This window comes from Bradyrhizobium sp. USDA 4452, assembly GCF_054063575.1.
On the sequence record NZ_JBSSGK010000001.1, the window covers coordinates 4,435,410 to 4,461,520 of the forward strand.

Below are 26,111 nucleotides of genomic sequence, written 5' to 3' on the forward strand. Positions count from 1 at the left end.
GACGCGCGCCGCCCCCAAGCGCCCGCTCGTCACAGCGTCATCTGCATCGGCTCGGGATAATAATGGAAGCCTTCGCCGGCCTTGGCGACATGGCCGTAGCCCGGCCAGGCGAAGTGATACGACATGACCGGCGTCTTGTTCGCGGCCAGCATCTCCAGCAGCTTGACCCGTGAGTTCGCCGCCTGCTTCGGATCGGTGTCGTAGGAGAATTCCATCCGCGGCCGCTCCAGGAGCAGCACCGCGTGATGCGAGAGGTCGCCGAGGAAGGCAAAGGACTTGCCGCCCGAGCTCACCATGAAGATGGTGTGGCCCACGGTGTGGCCGGGCGCTGCGATCGCCGTCACGCCGGGCAGGAATTCCTGGCCGTCCTTGAAGAAAACGATGCGGTCGCGCACCGGCAGCAGGTTCTTGCGGGCGTGCACGATAAAGTCCTTCAACGGACTGCCCATCTTGCCTTCATCGGTCCAGAAATCGAGATCGCTTTGCGCGATGTAGTACTGCGCATTCGGGAACAGCGGCTTGTCGTCGGCACCGACGATGCCGCCGATATGGTCGATATGCGCGTGCGACAGCACGACCGCATCGATGTCCTCCGGCTTGATGCCGGCTTCCTGCATGCTCTTCTGCTGACGCCCGGTGGTCGGGCCGAACGCCTTCGAGGTGCCCATGCCGGTATCGAACAGGATGAGCTTGTCGCCCGTGTTGACGATCGGCGAATTCTGCTCGAGCACGACATTGTCGGGCGAGAGGAAATTGTCGGAGAGCATCTTCTTCACTTCTTCCTTCGGCACGCCGGTGAAGGTGCCGGAGGGATCGCCGAGCGGAAGCGGGCCGTCGGAGACGACGGTCACTTCGGCATCGCCGAGAACGAAGCGGTGCCAATAGGGTGTCTGCGTGCCGAGCTTCGGTGCCTTCGCCTGGGCGGTGCCCCCAAGCAGTGTGCTGGCGCCGAGACCGGCGCCGAGCGCGAGCAAGGATCGTCGTGAGACATTGAGCGTCATAACGTTCTTCCTCCACAATTTTTATGATGTTTCGCGTTGTCGCCCGCGTCAGCCCGCCGCTTGACCTGACGCAGGCAAGAGGATGCTGCCTTCGCCTGCGCAAGCTGGCAAGAAGAATAAGGCGAACGCACGCGCGCCCGTACGCTGGCTAAAATTTCAGCCAGCCTGTGCGGCGCACAAAGGAGGAGGATTATTTCGGGGCGCGCTTCTTCTCGATGGTATCCCAGATCATCGCCGCGACATCCGGGCCGTTGAGGCGCTGGATGGCGCGGATGCCGGTCGGCGAGGTGACGTTGATCTCGGTCAGATTGCCGTCGATCACGTCGATGCCGACGAACAGCAGGCCGCGTTCGCGCAGCGCGGGCCCGAGCGTGGCGCAGATTTCGCGCTCGCGATCCGACAGCTCGGTCGCCTTGGCCGCGCCGCCGCGCACCATGTTGGAGCGCAGATCGTCTGCCGCCGGCACGCGGTTGACCGCGCCGGCGAATTCGCCGTCGACCAGGATGATGCGCTTGTCGCCATGCTTCACCTCGGGGAGGAAGCGCTGGATCACCCAGGGCTCCTTGAAGGTGACCGAGAACATGTCGAACAGCGAACCGAAGTTCATGTCCTGCGGCATCACGCGGAAGACTGCCGCGCCGCCATGGCCGTGCAACGGTTTCATGACGACCGCGCCATGCTGGTCGCGGAAGGCGTTGATCTCGTCGAGGTCGCGCGAGATCAGCGTCGGCGGCATCAGCTGCGGGAAATTCATCACGAACAGCTTTTCCGGCGCGTTGCGCACGCTGGCCGGATCGTTGACGACCAGGGTCTTCGGATGGATGCGCTCCAAAAAGTGCGTCGAGGTGATGTAGGCGAGATCGAACGGCGGGTCCTGCCGCAACAGCACGACGTCGAAGCCATTGAGGGCTTCCCGCTTCGGCTCGCCCAGCGTGAAGTGATCGCCGACCTCGTCGCGCACGGTGAGCGGCTGCACCGGGGCCACCAGTTCCTCGCCGCGCAGCGACAGTTTGTCGGGCGTGTAGTAGGAAATGCCGTGGCCGCGCTTCTGCGCCTCAAGCAGCAGCGCGAAGGTCGAATCGCCGCGGATGTTGATGCGCGCGATGGGATCCATCTGGACGGCGATCTTCAGTGTCATAGGCGTGTCTCGCGAGGTCTGAGAATACTTTAAGGGCTGGCGTCGAATGCCGCTAACAGATGGCGCGGCAGGCTCTTGGGCGCAATCAGCACGGCGTCGAATCTGAGGTCAAATTCGGCATGTTCGGGATGCGCCATCAGCCAGGCCTGGGCGGCGTTGACGATGCGCTGCTGCTGGCGCGGCGTCACCGCATAGGCGGCCTCATCGAGGCTGGCCCGCGCCTTGACCTCGACGAAGGCAACGAGGTTGCGCCGCCGCGCCACCAGGTCGATCTCGCCGTAGGGGGTGCGGAAGCGCCTCGCCAGGATGCGATAGCCCTTGGCGATCAGAAGCGCCGCGGCGCGGCTTTCGGCCGAGATGCCGGTGCGGAATGCGGCGACGCGTTCAGGCGAGGCGCTGTCAGTCTTCGCCATCGCCGTCCCCGATGGTTTTCGCAAGCTCGAGCGCGCGGGCGTAGACCTCGCGGCGCGGCCGGCCCGACAGTTCGACGGCATGGGCAACCGCATCCTTGACGCTGCCGCGGCCGAGCTGCGCGCGCAGGAGGTCGTCGAGCGAATTCTCGTCCATCATCCCGGCATCGTCGGCCGGCGGCCCGATCACGAGCACGAATTCGCCGCGGGTCTCCAGCGCGTCCGCGCTAGCGGCAAGCTCGGCGACCGGCGCGCGCTTGACCTCCTCGTGCAGCTTGGTCAGCTCGCGGCAGATCGCGGCATCGCGTCCGCCCATGATCGCGGCGAGATCGCGCAGCGTGTCCTGCACGCGATTGCCTGACTCGAACATCACCAGCGTCGCATCGATCCGGGCGAGCTCGGTGAGCCGGGCGCGGCGCGCGTGCTCCTTGGCCGGCAGAAATCCCTCGAAGAAGAACCGGTCGGTCGGCAGCGCCGCGACCGACAGCGCAGTCAACACCGACGACGGCCCCGGCACCGCGATGACGGCATGGCCGGCGGCGCAGACCTCACGCACCAGCTTGAACCCGGGATCGGAGATCAGCGGCGTGCCGGCATCCGAAACCAGTGCGATCGCGGCGCCCTGCGCCAGCCGCTCGAGGATCTTGGGCCGGGCCTGGGCCGCGTTGTGCTCGTGGTAGAGCGCGAGGTCAGCGGTGATCGCATAACGCTCGGTCAACCGGCGCGTAATCCTGGTGTCCTCGCAGGCGATGACGTCGACGCCGGCAAGGGTCTCCAGCGCGCGCAAGGTGATGTCGGCGAGATTCCCGATTGGGGTCGCCACCAGATGGAGCCCGGCCCTGGCTTTCGGCGCGGCGAGTTGCTGGCCGCCGATCGAAAAGGTTCTGGCCGCAGCACCCGTCGTGGCATCCGAATGGTGGAGGGAACTGGCTTTTGCGCGCATAATGGCAATCTAGAGCGTTTTCGAGCGAAGTGGATATAGGCTCTAGCGGGATGGCGGCGCTCGCGCCACATCGGCAAAAGGCGGTGACGGAACGCCGCCTGAGGGGAGAGAAATGGAGGCCGCGGCAACGGCGCCGCGGGGCCATAATCCTTTTGTTTTAGTTAACTATTCGCCGACAATATGCCTGAATCCGCCCGCCTGATGAGAGCCGGATGGAGTCCTGGCCGATCATGGTCGGCCAAGAGAAGAGAGACGATGGAAGGCCCGCATCACCGCAAGACCCTGCCGTCGGGCACGACCCGGCGGACCGCGCTTGGCCTGATCGTGGGTGCGCCGTTGCTGGCGGCATGTTCCGGCATCCAGCAGAGCTTGAGCCAATTTTCCAGCAGCAACCCGGAAGCCGGTCCCGCCGGCCCGCAGCAACAACCGCAGGCGGTCGGCACCGGTCAGGTCAAAATTGGGTTGATTTTGCCGCTGTCGGCGTCCGGCAACGCAGGGCTCGCCGCCCAGTCGATGCGCAACGCCGCCGAAATGGCGCTCGCGGAATTTCAGAACCCGAACATCCAGCTCCTGATCAAGGACGATGGCGGCAGCCCGCAGGGCGCGTCGCAGGGTGCCCAGCAGGCGCTGTCCGAGGGCGCCGAGATCATCCTGGGACCGCTGTTCGCAGGCTCCGTCCCGGCCGTCGCGCAACTGACGCGGCCGCGCGGAACCTCGGTGATCGCATTCTCCACGGATTCGAGCGTGGCCGGCCGCGGCGTCTATTTGCTCAGCTTCCTGCCGGAGTCAGACATCAACCGGATCGTCGATTATTCCGCGGGGATCGGAAAACGTTCGTTCGCCGCGATGGTGCCTGACAACGCCTATGGCAACGTGGTCGAGGCCGCGTTCAAGCAGGCGGTCGGCCGCAAGAACGGCCGCGTCGTCGCATTCGAGAAATATGGCGCCGATCGCGCGACGCCGGCGCGGACGGTGGCCCAGGCGCTCGGCCAAGCCGATGCGTTGCTGCTTGCCGACGACGGCGATTCGGTGGTCGCGACGGCCGATGCGCTGACCGCAGCCGGCGCCAATCTGCACAATATCCAGCTGCTCGGCACCGGGCTGTGGGATAATCCGCGGGTGTTCGCGAGCCCCGTCCTGCAGGGCGGCCTCTACGCCGCGCCCGATCCGTCCGGGTTCCGCAGTTTCGCCGGCCGCTACCGCACCAAATACGGCGGCGAGCCGGTGCGCACCGCAACGCTTGCCTATGACGCCGTCGCGCTGATGGCCGCACTTGCGCGCACCCAGGGCGCGCAGCGCTTCGCGCCGGAGACGCTGACCAACCCGTCCGGCTTTGCCGGCATCGACGGCCTGTTCCGCTTCCGGTCCGACGGCACCAATGAGCGCGGCCTTGCGGTCATGAAGGTGGCCTCCGGCGGCAGCACGCCGGTCGCCGGCTCGCCGAAGAGTTTCGGCGCCTGATTTTCGTCAGGCGGTCAAGCTGCCTTGTCGAGCGCCTATACCCGCCGACTACTGTGCATGGGGTTGTTTTCGATATTTTCGCAGCGTGGGCCTGGAGCGGGGTGATTTTGGTGAATAAGCTTGCCGCCGGGTTCTGCTCACCTCTCCCCGTTGGGGAGAGGTCGGATTGCGAAGCAATCCGGGTGAGGGCTCTTGCTCTCCCGATAGACCGTAACCCCTCACCCGATTTGCTGCGCAAATCGACCTCTCCCACGGGAGAGGTGAACCTTGGATGTCGTTCCAGCTCGACCTAATCTCATCGCGCTCTAGGCGGCGAGATCCGCCACGACGGCATCGAGCACCGGGAATCCCGACTTGGTCACGCGCAGCCGTCCATCGGCATCGACGGCGATCGCGCCTTCCTCGCGCAGCATCGCGATCCGGTGCGGATCGAGCTGACGGCCCGAGAGCTTCGCATAGCGCCTGGGATCGATGCCTTCGGCGAGCCGCAGCCCCATCAAGAGAAATTCGTCGGCGCGCTCTTCGCTGTTGAGGCTGTCATCGGTGACGACGCCGTGGCCACGCTCCTCGACGTTCAGCAGCCAGGCCTCGGGGCGCCGTTCGGTCGCGGTCGCGTGCCTGACGCCGTCGATATCGAGCCTTCCATGCGCGCCGGGACCGATGCCGGCATATTCCTCGCCGCGCCAGTAGACGAGGTTGTGCTTGCACTCGGCGCCCGCGCGGGCGTGGTTGGAGATCTCGTAGGCCGGCAATCCTTCGCGTGCGCAGACCTCCTGGGTCACGTCGTAGAGCGCGCGCGCGGTCGCTTCATCCGGGGTCTGCAATTTGCCGGCGGCATGCAGCCCGAAGAACGGTGTGCCTTCCTCGATCGTGAGCTGATAGAGCGACAGATGCTCGGCCGCTTCCGAGATCGCCTGCTTCAGTTCGTCGGCCCACATCCGCGGCGTCTGGTCGGGCCGCGCATAGATCAGATCGAACGAGTAGCGGTCGAATGCGCTTCGGGCGATCGCGACCGCGTCCAGCGCCTCGCGCGCGGTGTGCAAGCGGCCTAGTGCCTTCAGCGACGCATCGTCCAGTGCCTGCACGCCCAGCGAGACGCGGTTGACGCCGGCTGTGCGATAGCCGCGAAACCGCGTCGCCTCGACGCTGGTCGGATTGGCTTCGAGCGTCACCTCGACATCGTGCGCGACCTGCCAGTGCTTGCCGATCGCATCGAGCACGGCGCCGACGGTCTGCGGCTGCATCAGCGAGGGCGTGCCGCCGCCGAGGAAGATCGAGGACACTTCGCGCCCCGGCACCCGCGCCGCCGTGGTTTCGATCTCGCGGGCGAAGGCGCGCACGAAGCGCGCCTCGTCGACCGGCGCATGCCGCACGTGGCTGTTGAAATCGCAATACGGACATTTCGACAGGCAGAACGGCCAGTGCACGTAAACGCCGAAAGCTTCTCGTTCAGCGTGGCTCAAGGCAGATCTCCGCGAGCTTCACGAAGGCGCGCGCGCGATGCGACAGGCCGAGTCCGAGCGGCGGCAGGCCGTGCTTCTCGATGCTGCTCATCTCGCCGAAGGTCCGCGTGTATCCGTCGGGCAGGAACGCCGGATCATAGCCGAATCCGGCGGTGCCGCGCGGCGGCCAGACCAGGGTTCCGTCGACCCGGGCCTCGACCTCTTCGAGGTGATCGTCGGGCCAGGCCACGCACAGCGCTGAGACGAAGTGCGCCTTGCGTTGCTCCGGCGTCGTGGCACCGCGTTCTTGCAGCAGGCGCTCGATCCGCGTCATCGCCGCCATGAAATCCTTGCCGTCGCCCGCCCAGCGCGCCGAGTAGATCCCGGGTGCGCCGTCGAGCGCGTCGACCACGAGGCCGGAATCGTCGGCGAAGGCCGGCAGTCCCGTCGCCTTTGCCGCGGCGATGGCCTTGATCGCGGCATTGGCGCGAAAGGTGTCGCCGGTCTCCTCGGGCTCGGCGAGGCCGAGATCGCCGGCCGACAACGCCTCGACGCCATGCGGCGCCAGCAGTTCCCGCATCTCGGCAAGCTTGCCGGGATTATGGGTGGCGATCACGAGCCTTCCGGTGATTCGGCGATGCATGGCCAATCTGACTACGCCACCGCGATCTTTTGCAAGTCGACCAGACGCGCGACACCTTTGCGCGCCAGGGCCATCAGCGCCAGGAATTCGTCCTGCGAGAACGGCGTCTTCTCGGCGGTGCCCTGCACCTCGATGATGCGGCCGTCGCCGGTCATGACGAAATTGGCGTCGGTGTCGGCCTCGGAGTCCTCGGCATAGTCGAGATCGAGCACCGGCGTGCCCTGGTAGATGCCGCAGGAGATCGCCGCCACGTTGTCGCGCAACACGTTGGTCTTCAGCATGTTGCGGGTCTTCATCCAGTTGATGCAGTCGGCCAGCGCCACCCAGGCACCGGTGATCGAGGCGGTGCGGGTGCCGCCATCGGCCTGGATGACGTCGCAATCGACCGTGATCTGGCGCTCGCCGAGCGCCTCGAGGTCGACGGCGGCGCGCAGCGAGCGGCCGATCAGCCGCTGGATCTCGACCGTGCGGCCGCCCTGCTTGCCGGCGGAGGCCTCGCGGCGGGTGCGTTCCAGGGTGGCGCGCGGCAGCATGCCGTATTCGGCGGTGACCCAGCCGCGGCCCTGGCCCTTCAGCCATGGCGGCAGCCGCTCTTCCAGCGTGGCGGTCACCAGTACGTGGGTGTCGCCGAACTTCACCATGCAGGAACCCTCGGCATATTTGACGACGCCGCGTTCCAGCGACACGGGACGCAGTTCATCGGGCGCACGGCGGCTTGGCCGCATGGAAATCCTCCAGAATTCCGAGAGATTAAGGCTGGGCGTGCTTGTAGGAGGGGGAAGCGGCAGCGGCAAGGGTCTTGCCAAGGGTTTTGGCGGGGTTTTGGCTGGGGTTTTCGACCCCGGTGTGGCCCGGTACCTGGGGGCCGAATGCATGCTTGTCACCGGCCTTCCGGATCGACAAATTAGGCAGCAATTGTGAGGGACTGGAGTGTGACTCACCACGATCCGATAGGCCTGATCGCGCCGCATGCCGGGCTCGCCCAGCTCAACGAGCGGTCGCGCGACATTTTTCGTCAAATCGTCGAAAGCTATCTCGCGACCGGCGAGCCGGTCGGCTCGCGCAACATCTCGCGCCTGATCGCATTACCGCTGTCGCCGGCCTCGGTCCGCAATGTGATGTCGGATCTCGAGCAGCTCGGCCTGATCTATGCGCCGCACACCTCGGCCGGCCGGCTGCCGACCGAGCTTGGCCTGCGTTTCTTCGTCGACGCCCTGATGCAGGTCGGCGACCTCACCGAGGCCGAGCGGCAATCGATCCAGACCCAGCTCGCCGCCGTCGGACGTGCGCAATCGGTCGAGGCGGCGCTCGGCGAAGCGTTGACCCAACTGTCGGGGCTGACCCGCGCGGCTGCGGTGGTGCTGACGCAGAAGTCGAATGCGCGGCTGAAGCACATCGAATTCGTGCGGCTGGAGCCGGAGAAGGCGCTGGTCGTGCTGGTCGGCGAGGACGGCCAGGTCGAGAACCGGGTGCTGGCGCTGCCGCCCGGTGTTCCGTCGTCGGCCCTGACGGAGGCAACCAATTTCCTCAACGCGCGAATCCGCGGCCGGACGCTGGCCGAAGCGCGGCTCGAGCTCGAGACGGCATTGGCGCAAAACCGCGCCGAACTCGATCAGCTCACCCAGAAGGTCGTCGCGGCCGGCATCGCGAGCTGGTCCGGCGGCGAGAGCGAGGACCGCCAGCTGATCGTGCGCGGTCACGCCAACCTGCTCGAGGATCTGCATGCGCTCGACGATCTCGAACGCATCAAGTCGCTGTTCGACGATCTCGAGACCAAGCGCGGCGTGATCGATCTGCTCGGCCGAGCCGAGCGCGGCGAGGGCGTGCGGATCTTCATCGGTTCGGAGAACAAGCTGTTCTCGCTGTCGGGTTCCTCCACCATCATCGCGCCCTATGGCGACGCCCAGGGCCGGATCGTCGGCGTCCTCGGCGTGATCGGACCGACGCGATTGAACTATGCGCGGGTGATCCCGACCGTCGATTATGCCGCGCGCATCGTCAGCAAGATGCTGGGCGGCTGACCGGAGTGCATTTCGCTTTCATTTGACGGGTTTTCGTCACCCAAGTCGGAGGTTCCTGTTCCCGAAGGCGGCATGTTGCGCTTGATTTTCGCCGCCCAAAGCACGATATCCCGGCAAGCAATCCCCAAGATTTGAACCGACGCGAGTTTTCGAGAAGGCAAGCCATGACCGATCCGAACCGGGCCAATGACAACACCGAGAATTCGGCGCCGACGGGTGAGCCCGTGGTCTCGAAGCCCTACATCATGCCTGACGATCCCGAAGTGGGATCGGCTGAGGCGCTGGCCAAGGAACTCGCCGAGGCGAAGGACCGGACGCTGCGCACACTGGCCGAGATGGAGAATCTCCGTCAGCGCACCCGCCGCGAGGTCGCCGACGCCAAGATCTACGGCATCACCGGCTTCGCTCGCGACGTGCTCGATATCGCCGACAATCTGCAGCGCGCGCTCGACGCCGTGCCGGCCGAGACCAAGGAAGCGGCCGATCCCGGCCTGAAGGCGCTGATCGAAGGCGTCGAGCTGACCGAGCGGTCGCTGCTCAACGCGCTGGAGAAGAACGGCGTCAAGAAGTTCGATCCGATCGGAGAGAAGTTCGATCCGAACTTCCAGCAGGCGATGTTCGAGGTGCCGGACACCTCGGTGCCGTCGGGCACCGTGGTGCAGGTCGTGCAGGCCGGCTACATGATCGGCGAGCGCATCCTGCGTCCGGCGCTGGTCGGCGTCTCCAAGGGCGGCGCCAAGGCGGCTCCGAGCGCCGACATCACGGTCTGATCCAACCGACTTTGACTGCGAGAGTGTGAGCGCGCTGTCGTGGCTTCACGGCAGCGGCTTCTCATGCGCCTTCGGCCAATAGGTGCCGAAACTCCAGAGATTTCCTTCCGGGTCACGGCAGGCGAAATCACGGCTGCCATAATCCGTGTCACGTAGTTCCATTTCGATTTTGGCTCTCGCCGCCCGAGCCTTCGCATACAGGGCGTCGGGATCGTTGACGGCGATGTAGATTGAATCGGTGCGGCGGCCGGCGACATCGCCGACTATTTTGCCATAGGCATCGTCGCGGCTCTGGCCGAGCATCAGCATCGAGGAACCGTAGGCGAGCTCGGCGTGGTGGATCACGCCGCCGTCGCGATAGACCACGTGTTCGGTGAATCCGATCACGGCCTTGAGCCAGCCGATCATCGCCTCGGCGTCCTTGCAGCGCAGGGTCGGATAGATGCGTGGCGGTTCGATGTCGTGCGTCATGGCGGCTCACCTCGTTGGCTGATGACGCCACTCTGCACGAGGCAATGCGGCTTCGGCTTGAAGGTTTGTTACCAGTCGGGCTGCAGCTCGCCGGAATGGGACAGCCGGCTGTCGGTCAACGTCAGGCGGCGTGCCCAGGCGGTCGGTGATTCCCCGGCAAACTCGACGAATTCACGCACAAGATGGGCTTGATCGGCATAGCCGCTCTCGGCAGCAATTGCGGCCCAGCCGTCGGCCGCGCCAGCCTGCGCAAGCCGGCAAGCCCGATGAAAGCGCATCATGCGCGCCACCGGCTTGGGCGCGAGGCCGAGCTCGGATCGAAACCGGCCGGCGAGGTGTTTGCGGCTCCAACCGATCTCCGAAGCAACCGCCGTGATCCGGGCGGTGCCGCCCGATCGCGCCAACATGCGATAAGCGAACGCGACTTCCTCGGACGGTCCGCGGCCAAGGCGGCGCAACACGAAATCCTCGAGCAGATCGAAGCGGTGCTGCCAGCACGGTTCGGCTCCGAGCTGATCGCGTAGCCGCCGCGCGTCGTGGCCCAGCACATCGCCAATATCGACCATGCGCCCGACGAGCTCAGTGATGGCACCTCCGAAGAAGTGATAGGCGCCGAGCGGCGTGAAATCCATTTGCACGGACTCGGCGCGGCCGTCGGACTCGATGTTGACGGGGCCGGCGTGCAGTCCCGCGGTGAAGCTGAGCTGAAGGTCGGACGGTCCGGGCTGCCGCGCCAGCGCGATCAGATAGGGCGAGCCGAAGCTGACGATGAAGGGCACAATGAGCGGCGCGGTCTGGCGGTGGAAGAACCGGCCCGCGGCCGTCTCGCGATAGCCCGTGATCCCGACAATCAGGCCCGCCATCCGCGGCGATGGCGGACGCCAGGCGAAATCGAATTCGGCGGGGGCCGCAGGCTCGGCCATGCGGACCTCGCGCGCTGGCGCCTAAGCGATATCCGACGACTGGATCCGCTTGACGCCGGCCTTGTCCATGTCGGTCCAGGCCTTGGCCAGCGATCCCTGGGTGTCGATGCCGCGGCAGGCGTCCTCCACGACATAGGTCTCGAAGCCGGCCTTGCGCGCGTCGAGAGCGGTCCAGGCCACGCAGAAATCGGTGGCGAGCCCGGCGACGAAAACCCGCTCGACATTGCGCGCCTTCAGATAGGCGGCAAGCCCGGTGGTGGTCTTGCCGTCGGCCTCGGTGAAGGCGGAGTAACTGTCGACGTCCTTGTGAAAACCCTTGCGGATGATCAGCTCGGCCTGCGGGATCGCGAGTTCCTTGGACAGCGAGGCGCCATCAGTACCCTGCACGCAGTGGTCGGGCCACAGCACCTGCTTGCCGTAGGCGAGGTCGATGGTCTCGAACGGCTTCTTGCCTTCATGGACCGACGCGAACGACACGTGTCCGGGCGTGTGCCAGTCCTGCGTCATCACCACATTGGCAAAGCTCTTGGCGATCTTGTTGATGACCGGCACCACCTGCTCGCCGTCCTTCACCGCAAGGCTGCCGCCGGGCAGGAAGCAGTTCTGCACGTCGATCACAAGCAGCGCGGAGCCGTCGTCGGGCTTGATCGCAGCCGCCCAGAGACTCCTGGGAACGAGGGTCGCAAGCGCCAGCGTGCCGAGGCCTGCAACTATCTGTCGTCGATCCAACATCGCGCCCCTCCTCGCTTTGATACCGCTGGAGGAGGCTAGTTCCGTTCGTGGACCTGCGAAAGTCCGATTTTTCGAAAGGCCTGGCGAACCGATCAGCCGCGCGGCTGAATGCCGTCGCGGACCGCGCGGAAGCGCGGGAAGGCCGTCTCCCAATCGGTGCGCGGCGAGCTGCCGATGATCCGCACCGATGTCTGCGCGCCGAACCGCAGCCACTGCACGATGGTCACCGGGGTGTTGTCCTTGCCGCTGATGGCGTCGATCCGGGTCTCGAAGCCGGGCTGGCCGTCGATCCGGATCGGTTCGGACATGGTGATCCGTCCGTCGCGCACGCCGGGGATCGTGGTGGCGATCTGCTGGGCAAAGCGGCCGCGATCGTCGGGCGTGGCCGGCGCCGAGCCGATCACGCCGAGCAGCATGAAGGGTTTGGTCTCGAGGCCCTTGTCGTCGCCGTCGGCCATCAGCAGCGCTGCGCCCGGCGCCAGCATGCGGATGTTCTTGAAGCTGCCGAGCTCGGTGACCTTGAACGGCATCATGCCGAGCTGCTCGTCGACCGGCACCTCCTTGCGGATTTCGGCCGAGGCGAACATCTGGCGGACGGCGTCGTCGGTGTAGATCTTGCTGGCGTTCTCCGGCACCTGGACCGCGACGTACCCGGAGAAGGTCGGGCCCGGCAGGATCATGGAGTAGCGGCGCACATTGCTGGCGCCGTCGCGGGCGCTCTCCACGGTGTAGTAGGCGAGGCCGGCCGACGTCTCGAGGCTCTCGGGCTTGATGTTTCCGGTGCCGGCGGGGTTGGCCTTGAAGGCGGTCACGACCTCGTTGTAGGCGTCCGCGGGCAGGTCGGCGATCAGGACCTTGACGCCCTGGTCCTCGGTCTCGAAGCCGATGAACAATTTGGCGCGGACGAGGCCGACCAGCGGTTTCATCCCGACATGCGCGCCCGGCGGAAACACCACGTCGGCGGCAAAGCCACGACAGGTGGCAGCAATCAGCAAGGCGACCGCAACGAGAGCTCGAAAAGGCGTCATGGGGGATCTACCGGTTTTGCTTGGTGGCCGCGCAACGGGGCCGGTGCAGGGCTGGATGGCCTCTTTCAGTCGGACCGCTTTTAGCGGTTTTGATGGCCCTGCAACAGGCCGCCAAATCTCCGCTCGGGGCCCGCAGGCGCGATTCCATGGGCTTTTCGCCTTGATTGGCAGGCACTTTCCAGTTTCCCGGCATTTCCAAAGAACGCTCACCTGCGGCCGCCAGCGGCCAAACAGCGCGCCCCCGACCCATGCGCCGCTCTCGCATACGACGTTTGTGAGCGTTCACTCAACAGCGCTGACGTCGCGGTCGATGGCGGGAGGGATCATTGCCGATTTGTTAACTTGGTCCGGGCTTGAACCGCTGCCACGGTCGGGCTGACACAATCTTTCAAACGTCAGTCTTTTCAGGCCTCAACGTTGCGTCCGGTCCTTGCGGGCAGGACCCTCCCTCCTATATCAGGCTCACCGTCGCAATATCGCGAGTATGTGAACGTCTGGGGGTTCGGTACGGAGCGCCGTCAGGGCCCAACCAACCTGCCGTAGCAAAGAGGATATCAAAACCATGGGTAAGGTCATTGGGATCGACCTCGGCACCACGAATTCGTGCGTCGCCGTGATGGATGGCAAGAACGCCAAGGTGATCGAGAATGCCGAGGGCATGCGAACGACGCCGTCGATCGTTGCTTTCACCGACGATGGCGAGCGCCTCGTCGGACAGCCGGCGAAGCGCCAGGCGGTGACCAATCCCGAGCGTACGTTCTTTGCGGTGAAGCGCCTCATCGGCCGCCGCTATGACGACCCGATGGTCGAAAAGGACAAGAAGCTCGTTCCCTACAAGATCGTCAAAGCATCGAACGGCGATGCCTGGGTCGAAGCCGACGGCAAGACCTATTCGCCCTCGCAGGTCTCGGCCTTCATTCTGCAGAAGATGAAGGAGACCGCTGAGGCGCATCTCGGCCAGAAGGTCGATCAGGCCGTCATCACGGTTCCTGCTTATTTCAACGACGCGCAGCGTCAGGCCACCAAGGATGCCGGCAAGATCGCCGGCCTCGAAGTGCTGCGCATCATCAACGAGCCGACGGCTGCCGCGCTGGCCTACGGTCTCGACAAGTCGAAATCCGGCACGATCGCCGTGTACGACCTCGGCGGCGGCACCTTCGACGTCTCGATCCTCGAGATCGGCGACGGCGTATTCGAGGTGAAGTCGACCAACGGCGACACCTTCCTCGGCGGTGAAGACTTCGACATGCGCCTGGTCGGCTACCTCGCCGACGAGTTCCAGAAGGAGCAGGGCATCAACCTGCGTAACGACAAGCTCGCTTTGCAGCGCCTGAAGGAAGCCGCCGAGAAGGCCAAGATCGAGCTGTCGTCGACCACGCAGACCGAAATCAACCTGCCGTTCATCACGGCCGACCAGACCGGTCCGAAGCATCTGACGATGAAGCTGACCCGCGCCAAGTTCGAGGCGCTGGTGGCCGACCTCGTCGAGAAGACCATCGAGCCGTGCCGCAAGGCGCTGAAGGATGCCGGCCTGACCGCCGGTGAGATCGGCGAAGTGGTGCTGGTCGGCGGCATGACCCGCATGCCGAAGATCCAGGAAGTGGTGAAGCAGTTCTTCGGCAAGGAGCCGCACAAGGGCGTCAATCCCGACGAAGTCGTCGCGATCGGTGCTGCGATTCAGGCCGGCGTGCTGCAGGGCGACGTCAAGGACGTGCTGCTGCTCGACGTGACCCCGCTGTCGCTGGGCATCGAGACGCTGGGCGGCGTGTTCACCCGCATCATCGACCGCAACACCACGATCCCGACCAAGAAGAGCCAGGTGTTCTCGACCGCCGAAGACAATCAGGGCGCGGTCACCATCCGGGTCTTCCAGGGCGAGCGTGAGATGGCGGCCGACAACAAGATGCTCGGCCAGTTCGACCTGATGGGCATTCCGCCGGCTCCGCGCGGTATGCCGCAGATCGAGGTGACCTTCGACATCGACGCCAACGGCATCGTCAACGTCTCGGCCAAGGACAAGGCGACCGGCAAGGAACAGCAGATCCGGATCCAGGCATCCGGCGGTCTGTCCGAGGCCGACATCGACAAGATGGTCAAGGACGCCGAGGCCAACGCGGCCGAGGACAAGAAGCGCCGCGAGGCGGTCGATGCCAAGAACCATGCCGACGGCCTGGTGCATTCGACCGAGAAGGCGTTGGCCGAACACGGCTCGAAGATCCCGGAGACCGATCGCCGTGCGATCGAGGACGCCGTCAGCGACCTCAAGGAAGCGCTGAAGGGCGACGACGCTGAGGCGATCAAGGCCAAGACCAACACGCTGGCACAGGCCTCGATGAAGCTCGGCGAGGCCATGTACAAGCAGCAGGCCGAGGCCGATGCGGCCAAGGACGCTGCGAAGGATGACGTTGTCGACGCGGAGTTCACCGAGGTCGACGACGACAAGAACAGCAAGAAGTCTGCCTAAGCGGATTTGCGATCATGACCCTCACACCAATGAGCACGCCAGGCGTCTCGGAGGAGTGGGGGTCATTTTTCTTTAAGGCGATCGCTGCATCTTCCAGACAAGCGCAATCCTTGACGCGATTCTCGGCGCAATCCTTTGCGCAATCTTCGGCGATCGCGATGAACTTCGGACGGAATTGAAGGATGTCCACCAAGCGCTGCTATTACGAGACCCTCGAGGTTGAACGGGACGCGGACGAGACCAAGCTGAAATCGGCTTTCCGGAAGCTCGCGATGAAATGGCATCCGGACAAGAACCCGGGCGACGCCACCAGCGAGGTGCGTTTCAAGGAAATCAACGAAGCCTACGAGGTGCTGAAGGACGGCGACAAGCGCGCCGCCTATGACCGCTTCGGCCATGCCGCGTTCGAGCAGGGCATGGGCGGCGGCGGCCCCGGCTTCGGCGCCGGCTTCGCCTCCTCCTTCTCCGACATTTTCGAGGATCTGTTCGGCATGGCCGGGCAGCGCCGGGGTGGCGGTGGCCGCGAACGCGGTGCCGACCTGCGCTACAACATGGAAATCACGCTCGAGGAGGCCTTCCAGGGCAAGACCGCGCAGATCGAGATCCCGGTCTCGGTCACCTGCGAATCCTGCTCCGGCACCGGCGCCAAGGCCGGCACCAAGCCGAAGACCTGCTCGCATTGCGGCGGCGCCGGCCGTATCCGGCAGGCCCAGGGCTTCTTCACGCTGGAGCGGACCTGCCCCGGCTGTCAGGGCCGCGGCCAGATGATCGAGGACGCCTGCGCCTCCTGCGCCGGCTCCGGCCGGGTGACGCGCGAGCGCACGCTGTCGGTCAACATTCCCCCGGGTGTCGAGGACGGCACGCGGATTCGTCTCGCCGGCGAAGGCGAGGCCGGCGTCCGCGGCGGACCGCCCGGCGATCTCTACATTTTCCTGTCGCTGGCCACCCACCAGTTCTTCCAGCGCGACGGCGCCGACCTGCACTGCCGCGTGCCGATCTCGATGGTGACCGCGGCCCTTGGCGGCGAGTTCGAGGTGCCGACCATCGACAAGGGCAAGACCAAGGTGAAGGTGCCGGCCGGGACCCAGTCCAGCCGTCGATTCCGCATCGCATCAAAGGGGATGCCGGTGCTGCGCTCGCGCCAGACCGGCGACATGTATGTCCAGGTTGTGGTCGAAACGCCGCAGAATCTGACCAAGAAGCAGCAAGAATTGCTGATGGAGTTCGAAAAACTCTCGTCCGGCGCAACGCAACCGGAGGCGGCGGGTTTCTTCTCTAAGGTCAAGGACTTCTTCGGAAGCCGCTCCGTCTAGCCGCAGTCGTTATGCTTGACCGTAACGACTTCGATCTATACGTGTTTATGACCGTTTTCTGACAACCGCTCGATTGTGCGCGGTCCCGCCTGGTAGCGACATGCCTCTGCAATCGTCCGTGCGTGCGTCGAAGAAGCCCCTCCGTCTCGACGACGAGGTTCGTTTCCTCCGTTCATGGATGGAGAAGCCGCTGCATATGGGCGCGGTGATGCCGTCCGGACGGCTGCTTGCACGCACCATGGCGCAATATGTCGATCCCGAAGCCGACGGGCCGGTTGTCGAGCTCGGACCCGGCACCGGGCCGATCACCAATGCGCTGATCGAACACGGTGTCGATCAAAAGCGTCTCGTCCTGGTCGAATACAATCCAGGCTTCTGCGCGTTGCTGCGCGAACGCTATCCGCAGGCAAGGGTGGTCCAGGGCGACGCCTACCGCCTTCGCGATACGCTGTGGGACGTCCTGAAGACGCCAGCCTCGGCCGTGGTCTCCGGCCTGCCGCTGGTCACCAAGCCGATGCTGACCCGCCTGAAGCTGGTCCGCGACGCCTTCCTGGCCCTCGCGCCCGGTGCGCCGTTCGTCCAGTTCACCTATTCGGTGGCGCCGCCGATTCCGAAGTCGCTGCCCGGCGTGTCCACAGAGGCCTCCGAGCGGATCTGGATGAACCTTCCGCCCGCGCGGGTCTGGGTGTATCGCAAGGGCTGACCTTCCGGCGCCGTCGCGCTGGGTGCGACCTACACCTGCGATTTCAAAATGTCGGCGCTGAAAATCCTCGTGATCCCGGGATCGCTGCGATCGGGCTCGCTCAACGCGAAGCTAGCCGCCGTGCTGGCGCATGAGCTCGCACAACTCGGGGCCGACGTCACGCGGATCTCGCTCGGCGATTTCCCGCTGCCGATCTATGACGGCGATCTGCAGGCCAAATCGGGCGTGCCGCAGCACGCCGTCAACCTGAAGCGGATGATCGGCGCCCATCATGGCGTGCTGATCGTGACGCCGGAATATAATTCCTCGGTGCCGGCGCTGGTGAAGAACACGATCGACTGGGTGAGCCGCGTGCAGGACCCGCACGAGACCCGCGGCCAGGTGTTCCACGGCCGCGCCTTCGCGATCGCCGCGGCATCCGGCAACCGGCTCGGCGGCACGCGCGCACTGGCCGCGCTGCGCCTGATCCTGACGGCGTGCCATGCCGCCGTGATCCCGAACCAGCTCGCGCTGTCATTCGCCGAGCAGGCCTATGACGATATGGATCATCTGAAGCATCCGGCCGATATCGACGCGATGCGGGCGCTGGTGCGGCAGCTGATCGACCATTCCCAACGCATGATGTGAGGTGACATGCAGCCAGCCCAGATGATCGCACCGAAAGACCGGTTGATTGTAGCGCTCGATCTGCCGTCGGTCGCTGCGGCCGAGGCGATGATCGACAGGCTCGGCGATGCCGTCACCTTCTACAAGATCGGCTATCAGCTCGGTTACGCCGGCGGGCTGTCGCTGGCGAAGCAGCTCGCGGTCAGCGGCAAGAAGGTCTTTCTCGATCTCAAGCTGCACGACATCGGCAATACGGTCGCCCGCGGCGTCGAAAGCGTCGCCGCCCTCGGCGCGACCTTTCTCACCGTGCATGCCTATCCGCAGACCATGAAGGCAGCGGTCGAGGCGCGCGCGGGCTCGGGCCTGAAGATCCTCGCGGTGACAGTGCTGACCTCCTACGACGACAGTGATCTGCAGGCGGCGGGCTATCGCCTCAATGTCTCCGATCTCGTCGAAGCGCGCGCCAGGCAGGCGCAGGCGCTCGGTGTCGACGGCGTCGTCAGCTCACCCGAGGAAGCGTCCGCCCTGCGCAAGATCGTCGGCGATCAGATGAACCTCGTGACCCCGGGCATTCGCCCCGCGGGCTCGGCGACCGGCGACCAGAAGCGCATCATGACGCCGGCCCGCGCCATTGCCGCCGGCGCCGACTATCTGGTGGTTGGACGTCCGGTGATGGAAGCCGCCGATCCGAAGGCCGCCGCTGAAGCCATTCACGCCGAGATCGCCCAGGCACTCGCCTGAACCGACAACAAGGGAGAACAGAGATGGCGAAGGGATACTGGATCGGACGCGTCGACGTTCATAACGAGGAGGGCTACAAGCCCTACATGGCGGCCAACCCGGCGATCTTCCAGAAATTCGGCGGCAAGTTCATCGTGCGCGGCGGCAAGTTCACCGGTGTGGAGGGTCAGAGCCGCTCGCGCAATGTCGTGATCGAATTCCCGGACTACGCCACCGCGCTCGCCTGCTACAATTCGCCGGAATACCAGGCCAACATCAAGGTGCGGCAGCCGCACTCGATCGCCGATCTCATCATCATCGAGGGGTACGACAGCCCGTAGCCTCGGACACCGGGCCGCCGGTTCGGCTGGCTGGAACAGTCGCCGATGACCGCCGTTTAGGCATGATCCCGCGCCGGAAAACCGGTTTCCCCTTTGCCGGATCATGCTTTATACGGCGGTGAGAGGTGAGCCATGGCTGACATGCGTTTGATCGTTGCGGGAGCCGGCGGCCGGATGGGCCGCACGCTGACGCGGGTGATTTCCGAAACCCCCGGAGCGGTGCTGGTCGGCGCGCTGGAAGCGCCGGGCTCGGAGCTGCTCGGCAAGGACGCCGGCGTGCTCGCCGGCCTTCCCGCCAACGACGTCAATCTGTCGGCCGATCTGTGGTCGATGTCGGCGAACGCCGACGGCATCCTGGATTTCACCGTGCCGGCTGCGACCATCGCCAATGTCGCGATCGCGGCCGAGCGCGGCCTGGTCCACGTCATCGGCACCACCGGCTTGTCGCAGTCCGACGATGCGGTGATCCGCAGCGTCACCGACCGCGCGATCGTGGTGAAGTCGGGCAATATGAGCCTCGGCGTCAATCTGCTCGCCGCGCTGGTCAAGCGCGTCGCGCAGTCGCTCGACCAGAGTTTTGACATCGAAATCCTCGAGCTGCACCACAAGTCCAAGATCGATGCGCCGTCGGGCACCGCCTTGATGCTCGGCGAAGCTGCCGCTGCGGGGCGCGGAATCGCGCTCGACCAGCATTCGGCGCGCGGCCGCGATGGTCTCACCGGGGCGCGGCGTGCCGGCGATATCGGCTTTGCCTCGTTGCGCGGCGGCACTGCGGCCGGCGATCACAGCGTGATCTTTGCCGGTCCCTCCGAGCGCATCACGCTGTCGCATCATGCCGAGGACCGCGCGCTGTTCGCGCAGGGTGCGCTGAAGGCGGCGCTGTGGGCGCACGGCAAGAAGCCCGGCATGTACTCGATGACCGACGTGCTCGGGCTGAGCGACTGAGCCCGCCGACGAAATCAATCCAGCCAAGCGAAAACGGAATCTGAAATGAGTGATCGTCTTCTTGTGCTCGTTCGTCACGGTCAGAGCGAATGGAATCTGAAGAACCTGTTCACCGGGTGGAAGGACCCCGATCTCACCGAGCAGGGCATCGCGGAAGCCAAGGAAGCCGGCCGCAAGCTGAAGGCGCAAGGCCTGTCGTTCGACGTGGCCTTCACCTCCGATCTGACGCGCGCGCAGCACACGCTGAAGCTGATGCTGGAGCAGATCGGCCAGACCGAACTGCCGACCACGAAGAATCTGGCGCTCAACGAACGCGACTACGGCGATCTCTCCGGTCTCAACAAGGATGACGCCCGCAAGAAATGGGGCGAGGACCAGGTCCTGATCTGGCGCCGCTCCTACGACGTGCCGCCGCCCGGCGGCGAGAGCCTGAAGGATACGCTGGCGCGCACGCTGCCCTACTACGTGCAGGAGATCCTGCCCGGCGTGCTGCGCGGCCAGCGCACGCTGATCGCCGCCCACGGCAACTCGCTGCGCGCGCTGATCATGGTGCTGGAGAAGCTTTCGCCGGAGCAGATCCTCAAGCGCGAACTCGCGACCGGCGCGCCGGTGGTCTATCGGCTCAACGCCGATTCCACCGTTGCATCGAAGGTCGATCTGGCGGGGTAGAGGTTTGATGTTGTCATTCCGGGGCGATGCGCAGCATCGAACCCGGAATCTCGAGATTCCGGGTCTGGTCCTTCGGACCATCCCGGAATGACGAGATAGAGGTCAGTGCAAGCCCACCTGTCCCGCTTCCCAGCCCAGCATTGCCTGCTTGCGGGTGATACCCCAGTGATAGCCGGTCAGCGCGCCGCTCTTGCCGAGCGCGCGATGACAGGGCACCACGAACGACACCGGATTGCGGCCGACTGCGGCGCCGACCGCGCGCGAGGCCCTCGGGCTGTTGATCTTGCAAGCGATGTCGGAATAGCTCACCGCGCGGCCCATCGGCACCTTGAGCAGCGTTTCCCACACGCGCACCTCGAAGTCGGTGCCGATCAGGACGACGCGCAGCGGCTGGTCCGCCCGCCACAACTTCGTATCGAACACGCGCTGCGCCAGCGCGGTGGTGCCGGCGGTGTCCTCGACATAGGTCGCATTCGGCCAGCGCCGTTTCATGTCCGCAAACGCCGTCTGCTCGTCGCCCGGGTCGGCGAAGGCAAGGCCTGCGAGTCCGCGGTCTGTTGCGATCACGATCGCGGTGCCGAACGGCGAGGGGTGGAAGCCGTAGCGCAGCGTCATGCCGCCGCCGCCGGTCTTCCATTCGCCCGGCGACATCGCCTCGTGCGTGACGAACAGATCGTGCAGCCGTCCCGGGCCTGAAAGACCTGAGTCGAGCGCCGCGTCGAGCACGCTGGCGGAATCGCGCAGCAGGCTCTTGGCGTGATCGAGCGTCAGCGCCTGCATGAAGGCCTTCGGCGTCAGCCCGGCCCAGCGGCGGAACAGATGGTGCAGTTCATCCGGCGTGACGGCCGCGGCATCGGCCATCGCTTCGATGGTCGGCTGTGCGCGCCAGTGCTCGGAGATGAACGCGATGGCGCGCCGCACCGAGTCGTAGTCGCGCAGCGCGGCGCTCTGGAGGCCCGGCTTGGCCAGGCGCTGATCGTGTATGGCGAGTGTCATCATGGTGTCTGATTTAGGAGCCATGGCGCGTCCAGACCACCCGATTTCTGACAAGCGGGCCTAGTGAATGGGGGTGTAGGTCGGACCGCGTTTCGCGGTATTCAACGCCGCGGTCAAGGCCTTCGAAAAGCTGGCCTTTTCGTCGGGACTCAGGAAACTGCCGACGCTGACCCGGCGGCCCCGGGACACCAGATAAAGCCGCTCGATGCCGAACTCCTCGTGCGAGATCTGCTCGAACCGCACCCAGAGCGGATTGAGCACCCATTCGGCCACATGGCCGCGGTGGCTGATCCGGCGCACCCGCAGTTCCGACGGCGTGACGGTGATCTCCTCGCTCGCCCTGGCGGTGCGGAAATTGACCTTGAACGCCCAATAGATCACCAGCGCGTCGAGACCGAAGAAGCCGAAGATCGGCCAGGCGCCGAGCCACCAGAACACCGCGCCGGCGACGAAGCTGACCACGGTGACGAACGACATCAGCACGATGAAGCCGGTGCGATTCAGCGAGCGGTGCGGCGTGAGCAGCGCCGAGAACAGCTTCGGCTCCCCCTCGGGCGCATCGACGTCCGGGGCATCGGCCCTGAGGTCTCCCCCGGGGTCTTCGCCCGGATCAAAGTCGTTGCCTGCGGTCATGACGTATCAGTATATCCCGTTCATGGCCAAAATCATCCGCTCTCAACGCGCCGACACCTCAAGCGTTCGGTCCGCGCCGAAGAAGAAAGCTGCGAAAGCGGCAACCCCGCTGCCCAAACGCGCGGCAAAGAAGCCGGCGACCAAGGCCGCCAAGAAGGTTGCCAAGAAAACCGCAAAGCCGAAGCCATGGACGGCGGCGGAGGTCTTTGAGGCGTTCGACCGGTTCCGCAAAGCCAATCCGGAGCCGAAGGGCGAGCTCGAGCACCTCAATCCCTACACGCTGCTGGTCGCCGTGGTGTTGTCGGCGCAGGCAACCGACGCCGGTGTCAACAAGGCGACGCGCGCGCTGTTTGCGGTCGCCGACACGCCGCAGAAGATGCTTGAGCTCGGCGAAGACAGAGTGCGCGACTACATCAAGACCATCGGGCTCTATCGCAACAAGGCGAAGAACGTCATCGCGCTGTCCGAGAAGCTGATCGCCGAGTTCGGCGGCGAAGTGCCGCGCACCCGTGCCGAGATCGAGTCATTGCCCGGCGCCGGCCGCAAGACCGCGAATGTCGTGCTCAACATGGCGTTCGGCGAACATACGATGGCGGTCGACACCCACGTGTTCCGTGTCGGCAACCGTACCGGCCTCGCGCCCGGCAAGACGCCGCTCGAGGTCGAGCTCGGGCTGGAGAAGGTGATCCCGGCCGAGTTCATGCTGCACGCCCATCATTGGCTGATCCTGCATGGCCGCTACACCTGCCTCGCCCGCGGTCCGCGCTGCGATGTTTGCCTGATCAACGATCTTTGCCGATGGCCGGAGAAGACCGTCTAAGCCATGATCGTCATCATGTGTTATTAGGCTCGCCCGGCGTTCCGGTGCGTGAATGGGGAGTATAGTGTGACAGAGCAGGTCCAAGATGGTGCCTCACGGGCCACCCAGCCGGCTCTTGCTCCGGCGACGGCGGTCACGCCGAAATCTGCGACCAAGGGCTTCTGGCGCCGCTTCGCCATCCCGCTGTTCGCCGTGCTCGTCGCGATCGCCTTCGTCGTCGTAGCGACCTCGCGCTGGAACGCGTGGGTCGGCAGCGCAAAAATCCAGACCACAGATGATGCCTACATACGGGCCGAGCTCACCCAGCTTTCCCGCCGCGTGTCCGGTGAAGTGCTGACGGTCGCGGTCTCCGATTTCCAGCGCGTCAAGGCCGGCGATCTGCTGGTGCAGATCGATCCTGCCGATTATCAAGCGCAGGTCGCGCAGGCCGAGGCGGGTGTGGTCGGCGCGCAAGCCGCGCTCGACAACCTCAACAACCAGGTCGAGCTGCAATATGCGACCATCGCGCAGGCCGAGGCCTCGCGGCTGTCAGCGGAAGCGCAGCAGACCCTGGCGCGTCAGGAGCAGGAGCGTCAGCAGTCGCTGTCGCAAACCGATGCCGGCACGCGGCAGCGGCTCGAGCAGGCGACGGCTTCCTACGCCAAGTCGGAGGCCGACGTGCAGGCCAGCCGTGCGGTGATCGCAGCGCAGCGCCATCAGCTTGAGGTTCTGCAGGGCACCAAGAAGCAGCGCGCCGCCGATCTCGACGCCGCCAAGGCGTTGCTGGCTTCTGCCAGGCTCAAGCTTGGCTACACCAAGATCGTCGCGCCGTTCGACGGCGTCACCGGCGAGCGCCAGGTGCAGCCCGGCGACTACGTCAACATCGGCACCAATCTGGTCAATGTGGTGCCGCTGCCGAACGTCTATGTGATCGCCAACTACAAGGAAACCCAGCTGACCAACGTCAGGCCGGGCCAGCCGGTCGAGGTCACCGTGGATACATTCTCCGGCCAGAAGCTGCGCGGCACGGTCGAACGCATCGCGCCGGCCAGCGGATCGCAATTCGCGCTGCTGCCGCCCGATAACGCCACCGGCAATTTCACCAAGGTGGTGCAGCGCATCCCGGTGCGCATCCAGTTCGACAAGGACCAGCCGTTGCTCGCGCGCCTGCTGCCGGGCATGTCCGTGGTGACGCGGATCAATACCGGCGAGGCGGCCGCCAATGGCGGAGAGTGACGACCGCAACAGCGGTCCGGTCTCGCGCGGCGACGTCGCGCGCTATCCGCTGTTCGCCGTCGTCGCCGTGCTGCTCGGCGCGTTCCTGGCGAATTTCGACAGCCGCCTGACCACGGTTGGCCTGCCTGACCTGCGGGGCGCGTTCTCGCTCAGCTTCGATGAGGGCGCCTGGCTCTCGACCGCGGCGATCGGTTCGCAGATCTTCATCGCGCCCGCGGTGGCGTGGCTCGCCACCGCGTTCGGCCTGCGCCGCGTCCTCGGCATTCCGAGCCTCGTCTATGCCATGGTCTCGCTGACCATCCCGTTCGTGCACGACTACACGACGCTGATCGCGCTCAGCATTGCGCACGGCATGCTGCTGGGCACCTTCGTGCCGGCGACGCTAATGATCATCCTGCGCAATTTGCCGATCCGCTGGTGGCTGCCGGCGATCGCGATGTATTCGATCCGCGTCGGCTTTGCGCTGGATTCATCGAGCTCGCTGGTCGGCTTCTATGTCGAGCACCTCGGCTGGCAGTGGCTGTACTGGCAGGGTGTCGTGATCGCGCCGCTGATGGGATTGATGGTGTATCTCGGCACCCCGAAGGAATCGGTCAATCGCGACCTGCTGCACCATGCCGATTGGGGCGGTATGCTGCTGCTCGGCGCCGGCCTGGGAATGGTCTATGCCGGGCTCGATCAGGGCAATCGGCTGGACTGGCTCTCGTCAGGCACCGTGATGGCGCTCCTGATCGGCGGCGGCCTCCTGATCGTCGCCTTCATGATCAACGAGATGGTCGCGCGCCGGCCGTGGGCGCATTTCAACGTGCTGTTCTCGCGCAATATCGGGCTCTCGCTGATCGTCATCCTGCTCTACACGCTGACCAGCCTGTCGAATTCGTCGCTGGTGCCGAATTTCCTCGGCACCGTCGGCGGCCTGCGGCCGGAGCAGTCGGGCGCGCTGCTGTTCAGCTACGGTGCGCTGCCGATGTTCGTGCTGGTGCCGATCTCGATTGTTCTGCTTCGTCACCTCGATCCGCGCATCGTCGTGGTGCTCGGCTTCTCGGCATTCGCCGCCGCCAATCTCTGGGGCACGCAGCTGAGCCATGTCTGGGCGCGCGAGGATTTTATCGGCATCGTGCTGCTCACGTCGGTCGGGCAGGCGCTGACGCTGCTGCCGATCATCATCATGGCGCTGTCGAACTCCGACCCGTCACGGGCGACGGCATTCGCGGCCTATATCCAGATCATGCGGCTCGGCGGCGCCGAGATCGGCATCGCCCTGATGGGCACCTGGCTGCGTGTCCGCGAGCAGATCCATTCGAACTATCTCGGCCAGCATGTCCAGAACGGCGATGTCGACGTCGTGAACCTGCTGAAGCAGTTGGCCGGTGAATTTTCCGCCCACGGCATCGGCGCAGCCGCAGGGCGCGCCGTCGGAACGCTCGCGGCGCTGGTGCAGCGCGAGGCCAACACGCTCGCCTACATCGACGGCTTCTGGCTGTGCTTCTGGCTCGCGATCCTGGCGCTGTTCCTGGTCGCCCTGATCACGCGCGCGCCGCAGGGCCCGCTGTCGCCGGTGCCGTTCGGTTTCGCGAAGACCGTGCTGCGCAAGCCGGACGCCGCCGCGCCCTGATCTCCGAAACCGCGCGGCGTGCATTTCGCCGGCGGCGTCAATTTATAGTGAATGCAGCGCTCCGGCTATCTCGCGGGCGTCTGAAATA

Annotated in this window: 27 protein-coding genes; 14 read left to right on the top strand and 13 right to left on the bottom strand. The window is 65.4% G+C overall.

Going from position 1 to position 26,111, the window contains the following annotated elements:
* Window positions 1-29 precede the first annotated feature (29 nt).
* The 4 genes from ACVISU_RS21300 to rsmI all read right to left on the bottom strand — a co-directional run bounded on the left by ACVISU_RS21300 (window position 30) and on the right by rsmI (window position 3,492).
* On the bottom strand, window positions 30-1,001 hold the full coding sequence (locus ACVISU_RS21300) for an MBL fold metallo-hydrolase (RefSeq protein WP_456708215.1): 972 nt from the start codon (window positions 999-1,001) through the stop codon (window positions 30-32).
* 190 nt (window positions 1,002-1,191) lie between these two features.
* Window positions 1,192-2,139: a glutathione synthase gene (gene gshB, locus ACVISU_RS21305; protein WP_456708216.1), complete on the bottom strand. Its 948-nt coding sequence runs from the start codon at window positions 2,137-2,139 to the stop codon at window positions 1,192-1,194.
* Window positions 2,140-2,168: 29 nt separating this feature from the next.
* Window positions 2,169-2,552 carry a YraN family protein gene (locus ACVISU_RS21310; RefSeq protein ID WP_050401270.1) on the bottom strand — a complete coding sequence of 128 codons (384 nt, stop codon included), beginning with the start codon at window positions 2,550-2,552 and terminating at the stop codon, window positions 2,169-2,171.
* The gene (rsmI, locus tag ACVISU_RS21315; protein ID WP_456708217.1) at window positions 2,539-3,492 is read right to left on the bottom strand and encodes a 16S rRNA (cytidine(1402)-2'-O)-methyltransferase; all 954 of its coding nucleotides are present in this window, start codon (window positions 3,490-3,492) and stop codon (window positions 2,539-2,541) included. Before rsmI ends, ACVISU_RS21310 begins: the two co-directional genes overlap by 14 nt.
* 255 nt (window positions 3,493-3,747) lie before the next feature.
* Here rsmI and ACVISU_RS21320 point away from each other — a divergent pair, with 255 nt between their 5' ends.
* Entirely contained in the window at window positions 3,748-4,953 is a 1,206-nt protein-coding gene (locus ACVISU_RS21320) for a penicillin-binding protein activator (protein WP_456708218.1), read from the top strand.
* Between the two features lie 305 nt (window positions 4,954-5,258).
* Here the strand turns inward: ACVISU_RS21320 and hemW are convergent, their stop codons facing one another.
* The 3 genes from hemW to rph are packed head-to-tail and all read right to left on the bottom strand — an operon-like array spanning window position 5,259 to window position 7,763.
* On the bottom strand, window positions 5,259-6,416 hold the full coding sequence (hemW, locus tag ACVISU_RS21325; protein ID WP_063695621.1) for a radical SAM family heme chaperone HemW: 1,158 nt from the start codon (window positions 6,414-6,416) through the stop codon (window positions 5,259-5,261).
* Entirely contained in the window at window positions 6,403-7,038 is a 636-nt protein-coding gene (gene rdgB, locus ACVISU_RS21330; protein ID WP_456708219.1) for an RdgB/HAM1 family non-canonical purine NTP pyrophosphatase, read from the bottom strand. The genes hemW and rdgB overlap by 14 nt, the downstream gene beginning before the upstream one ends.
* Window positions 7,039-7,049: 11 nt before the next feature.
* Window positions 7,050-7,763, bottom strand: a complete 714-nt coding sequence (gene rph, locus ACVISU_RS21335; RefSeq protein ID WP_021078183.1) for a ribonuclease PH — start codon at window positions 7,761-7,763, stop codon at window positions 7,050-7,052.
* Between the two features lie 207 nt (window positions 7,764-7,970).
* Here rph and hrcA point away from each other — a divergent pair, with 207 nt between their 5' ends.
* Window positions 7,971-9,059: a heat-inducible transcriptional repressor HrcA gene (hrcA, locus tag ACVISU_RS21340; protein WP_050404339.1), complete on the top strand. Its 1,089-nt coding sequence runs from the start codon at window positions 7,971-7,973 to the stop codon at window positions 9,057-9,059.
* 164 nt (window positions 9,060-9,223) lie between these two features.
* Window positions 9,224-9,829: a nucleotide exchange factor GrpE gene (grpE, locus tag ACVISU_RS21345; protein WP_050404338.1), complete on the top strand. Its 606-nt coding sequence runs from the start codon at window positions 9,224-9,226 to the stop codon at window positions 9,827-9,829.
* Window positions 9,830-9,874: 45 nt separating this feature from the next.
* Here the strand turns inward: grpE and ACVISU_RS21350 are convergent, their stop codons facing one another.
* The 4 genes from ACVISU_RS21350 to ACVISU_RS21365 form a co-directional block, all read right to left on the bottom strand.
* Window positions 9,875-10,300 carry a VOC family protein gene (locus ACVISU_RS21350; protein ID WP_456708220.1) on the bottom strand — a complete coding sequence of 142 codons (426 nt, stop codon included), beginning with the start codon at window positions 10,298-10,300 and terminating at the stop codon, window positions 9,875-9,877.
* A gap of 68 nt (window positions 10,301-10,368) precedes the next feature.
* Window positions 10,369-11,223 (bottom strand): AraC family transcriptional regulator, encoded by an 855-nt coding sequence (locus tag ACVISU_RS21355; RefSeq protein ID WP_050404336.1) that lies wholly within the window; start codon window positions 11,221-11,223, stop codon window positions 10,369-10,371.
* A 21-nt stretch (window positions 11,224-11,244) separates the two neighbouring features.
* Entirely contained in the window at window positions 11,245-11,955 is a 711-nt protein-coding gene (pncA, locus tag ACVISU_RS21360; RefSeq protein WP_050404335.1) for a bifunctional nicotinamidase/pyrazinamidase, read from the bottom strand.
* 92 nt (window positions 11,956-12,047) lie between these two features.
* Complete coding sequence (locus ACVISU_RS21365; protein WP_050404334.1) at window positions 12,048-12,983, bottom strand: hypothetical protein; 936 nt, start codon at window positions 12,981-12,983, stop codon at window positions 12,048-12,050.
* A gap of 562 nt (window positions 12,984-13,545) precedes the next feature.
* Between ACVISU_RS21365 and dnaK the strand changes: the two genes are divergently transcribed.
* The 8 genes from dnaK to ACVISU_RS21405 all read left to right on the top strand — a co-directional run bounded on the left by dnaK (window position 13,546) and on the right by ACVISU_RS21405 (window position 20,744).
* The gene (gene dnaK / locus ACVISU_RS21370) at window positions 13,546-15,447 is read left to right on the top strand and encodes a molecular chaperone DnaK (RefSeq protein ID WP_050404333.1); all 1,902 of its coding nucleotides are present in this window, start codon (window positions 13,546-13,548) and stop codon (window positions 15,445-15,447) included.
* Between the two features lie 182 nt (window positions 15,448-15,629).
* Window positions 15,630-16,760, top strand: coding sequence for a molecular chaperone DnaJ (gene dnaJ / locus ACVISU_RS21375; protein ID WP_050404332.1), 1,131 nt, complete (start codon window positions 15,630-15,632; stop codon window positions 16,758-16,760).
* Window positions 16,761-16,860: 100 nt separating this feature from the next.
* Window positions 16,861-17,463: a class I SAM-dependent methyltransferase gene (locus tag ACVISU_RS21380; protein ID WP_456708221.1), complete on the top strand. Its 603-nt coding sequence runs from the start codon at window positions 16,861-16,863 to the stop codon at window positions 17,461-17,463.
* Between the two features lie 48 nt (window positions 17,464-17,511).
* Window positions 17,512-18,090, top strand: a complete 579-nt coding sequence (locus ACVISU_RS21385) for an NADPH-dependent FMN reductase (protein WP_050404330.1) — start codon at window positions 17,512-17,514, stop codon at window positions 18,088-18,090.
* A gap of 6 nt (window positions 18,091-18,096) precedes the next feature.
* Complete coding sequence (pyrF, locus tag ACVISU_RS21390) at window positions 18,097-18,810, top strand: orotidine-5'-phosphate decarboxylase (protein WP_456708222.1); 714 nt, start codon at window positions 18,097-18,099, stop codon at window positions 18,808-18,810.
* 23 nt (window positions 18,811-18,833) lie between these two features.
* Window positions 18,834-19,130: a DUF1330 domain-containing protein gene (locus ACVISU_RS21395; protein ID WP_050404328.1), complete on the top strand. Its 297-nt coding sequence runs from the start codon at window positions 18,834-18,836 to the stop codon at window positions 19,128-19,130.
* Between the two features lie 132 nt (window positions 19,131-19,262).
* On the top strand, window positions 19,263-20,075 hold the full coding sequence (gene dapB, locus ACVISU_RS21400) for a 4-hydroxy-tetrahydrodipicolinate reductase (protein ID WP_456708223.1): 813 nt from the start codon (window positions 19,263-19,265) through the stop codon (window positions 20,073-20,075).
* A 45-nt stretch (window positions 20,076-20,120) separates the two neighbouring features.
* The gene (locus tag ACVISU_RS21405) at window positions 20,121-20,744 is read left to right on the top strand and encodes a 2,3-bisphosphoglycerate-dependent phosphoglycerate mutase (protein WP_050404326.1); all 624 of its coding nucleotides are present in this window, start codon (window positions 20,121-20,123) and stop codon (window positions 20,742-20,744) included.
* A gap of 102 nt (window positions 20,745-20,846) precedes the next feature.
* On the opposite strand, the gene ACVISU_RS21410 is transcribed toward ACVISU_RS21405, so the two are convergent.
* On the bottom strand, window positions 20,847-21,743 hold the full coding sequence (locus ACVISU_RS21410; protein ID WP_050404325.1) for a methylated-DNA--[protein]-cysteine S-methyltransferase: 897 nt from the start codon (window positions 21,741-21,743) through the stop codon (window positions 20,847-20,849).
* A gap of 57 nt (window positions 21,744-21,800) precedes the next feature.
* The gene (locus tag ACVISU_RS21415) at window positions 21,801-22,373 is read right to left on the bottom strand and encodes a DUF2244 domain-containing protein (RefSeq protein WP_456708224.1); all 573 of its coding nucleotides are present in this window, start codon (window positions 22,371-22,373) and stop codon (window positions 21,801-21,803) included.
* Between ACVISU_RS21415 and nth the strand changes: the two genes are divergently transcribed.
* The 3 genes from nth to ACVISU_RS21430 all read left to right on the top strand — a co-directional run bounded on the left by nth (window position 22,372) and on the right by ACVISU_RS21430 (window position 26,023).
* Window positions 22,372-23,193 carry an endonuclease III gene (gene nth, locus ACVISU_RS21420; protein WP_456708225.1) on the top strand — a complete coding sequence of 274 codons (822 nt, stop codon included), beginning with the start codon at window positions 22,372-22,374 and terminating at the stop codon, window positions 23,191-23,193. The genes ACVISU_RS21415 and nth overlap by 2 nt on opposite strands.
* 66 nt (window positions 23,194-23,259) lie before the next feature.
* On the top strand, window positions 23,260-24,408 hold the full coding sequence (locus tag ACVISU_RS21425) for an HlyD family secretion protein (RefSeq protein WP_456708226.1): 1,149 nt from the start codon (window positions 23,260-23,262) through the stop codon (window positions 24,406-24,408).
* The gene (locus tag ACVISU_RS21430) at window positions 24,395-26,023 is read left to right on the top strand and encodes an MFS transporter (protein ID WP_456708227.1); all 1,629 of its coding nucleotides are present in this window, start codon (window positions 24,395-24,397) and stop codon (window positions 26,021-26,023) included. Before ACVISU_RS21425 ends, ACVISU_RS21430 begins: the two co-directional genes overlap by 14 nt.
* The last annotated feature ends 88 nt before the right edge of the window (window positions 26,024-26,111 follow it).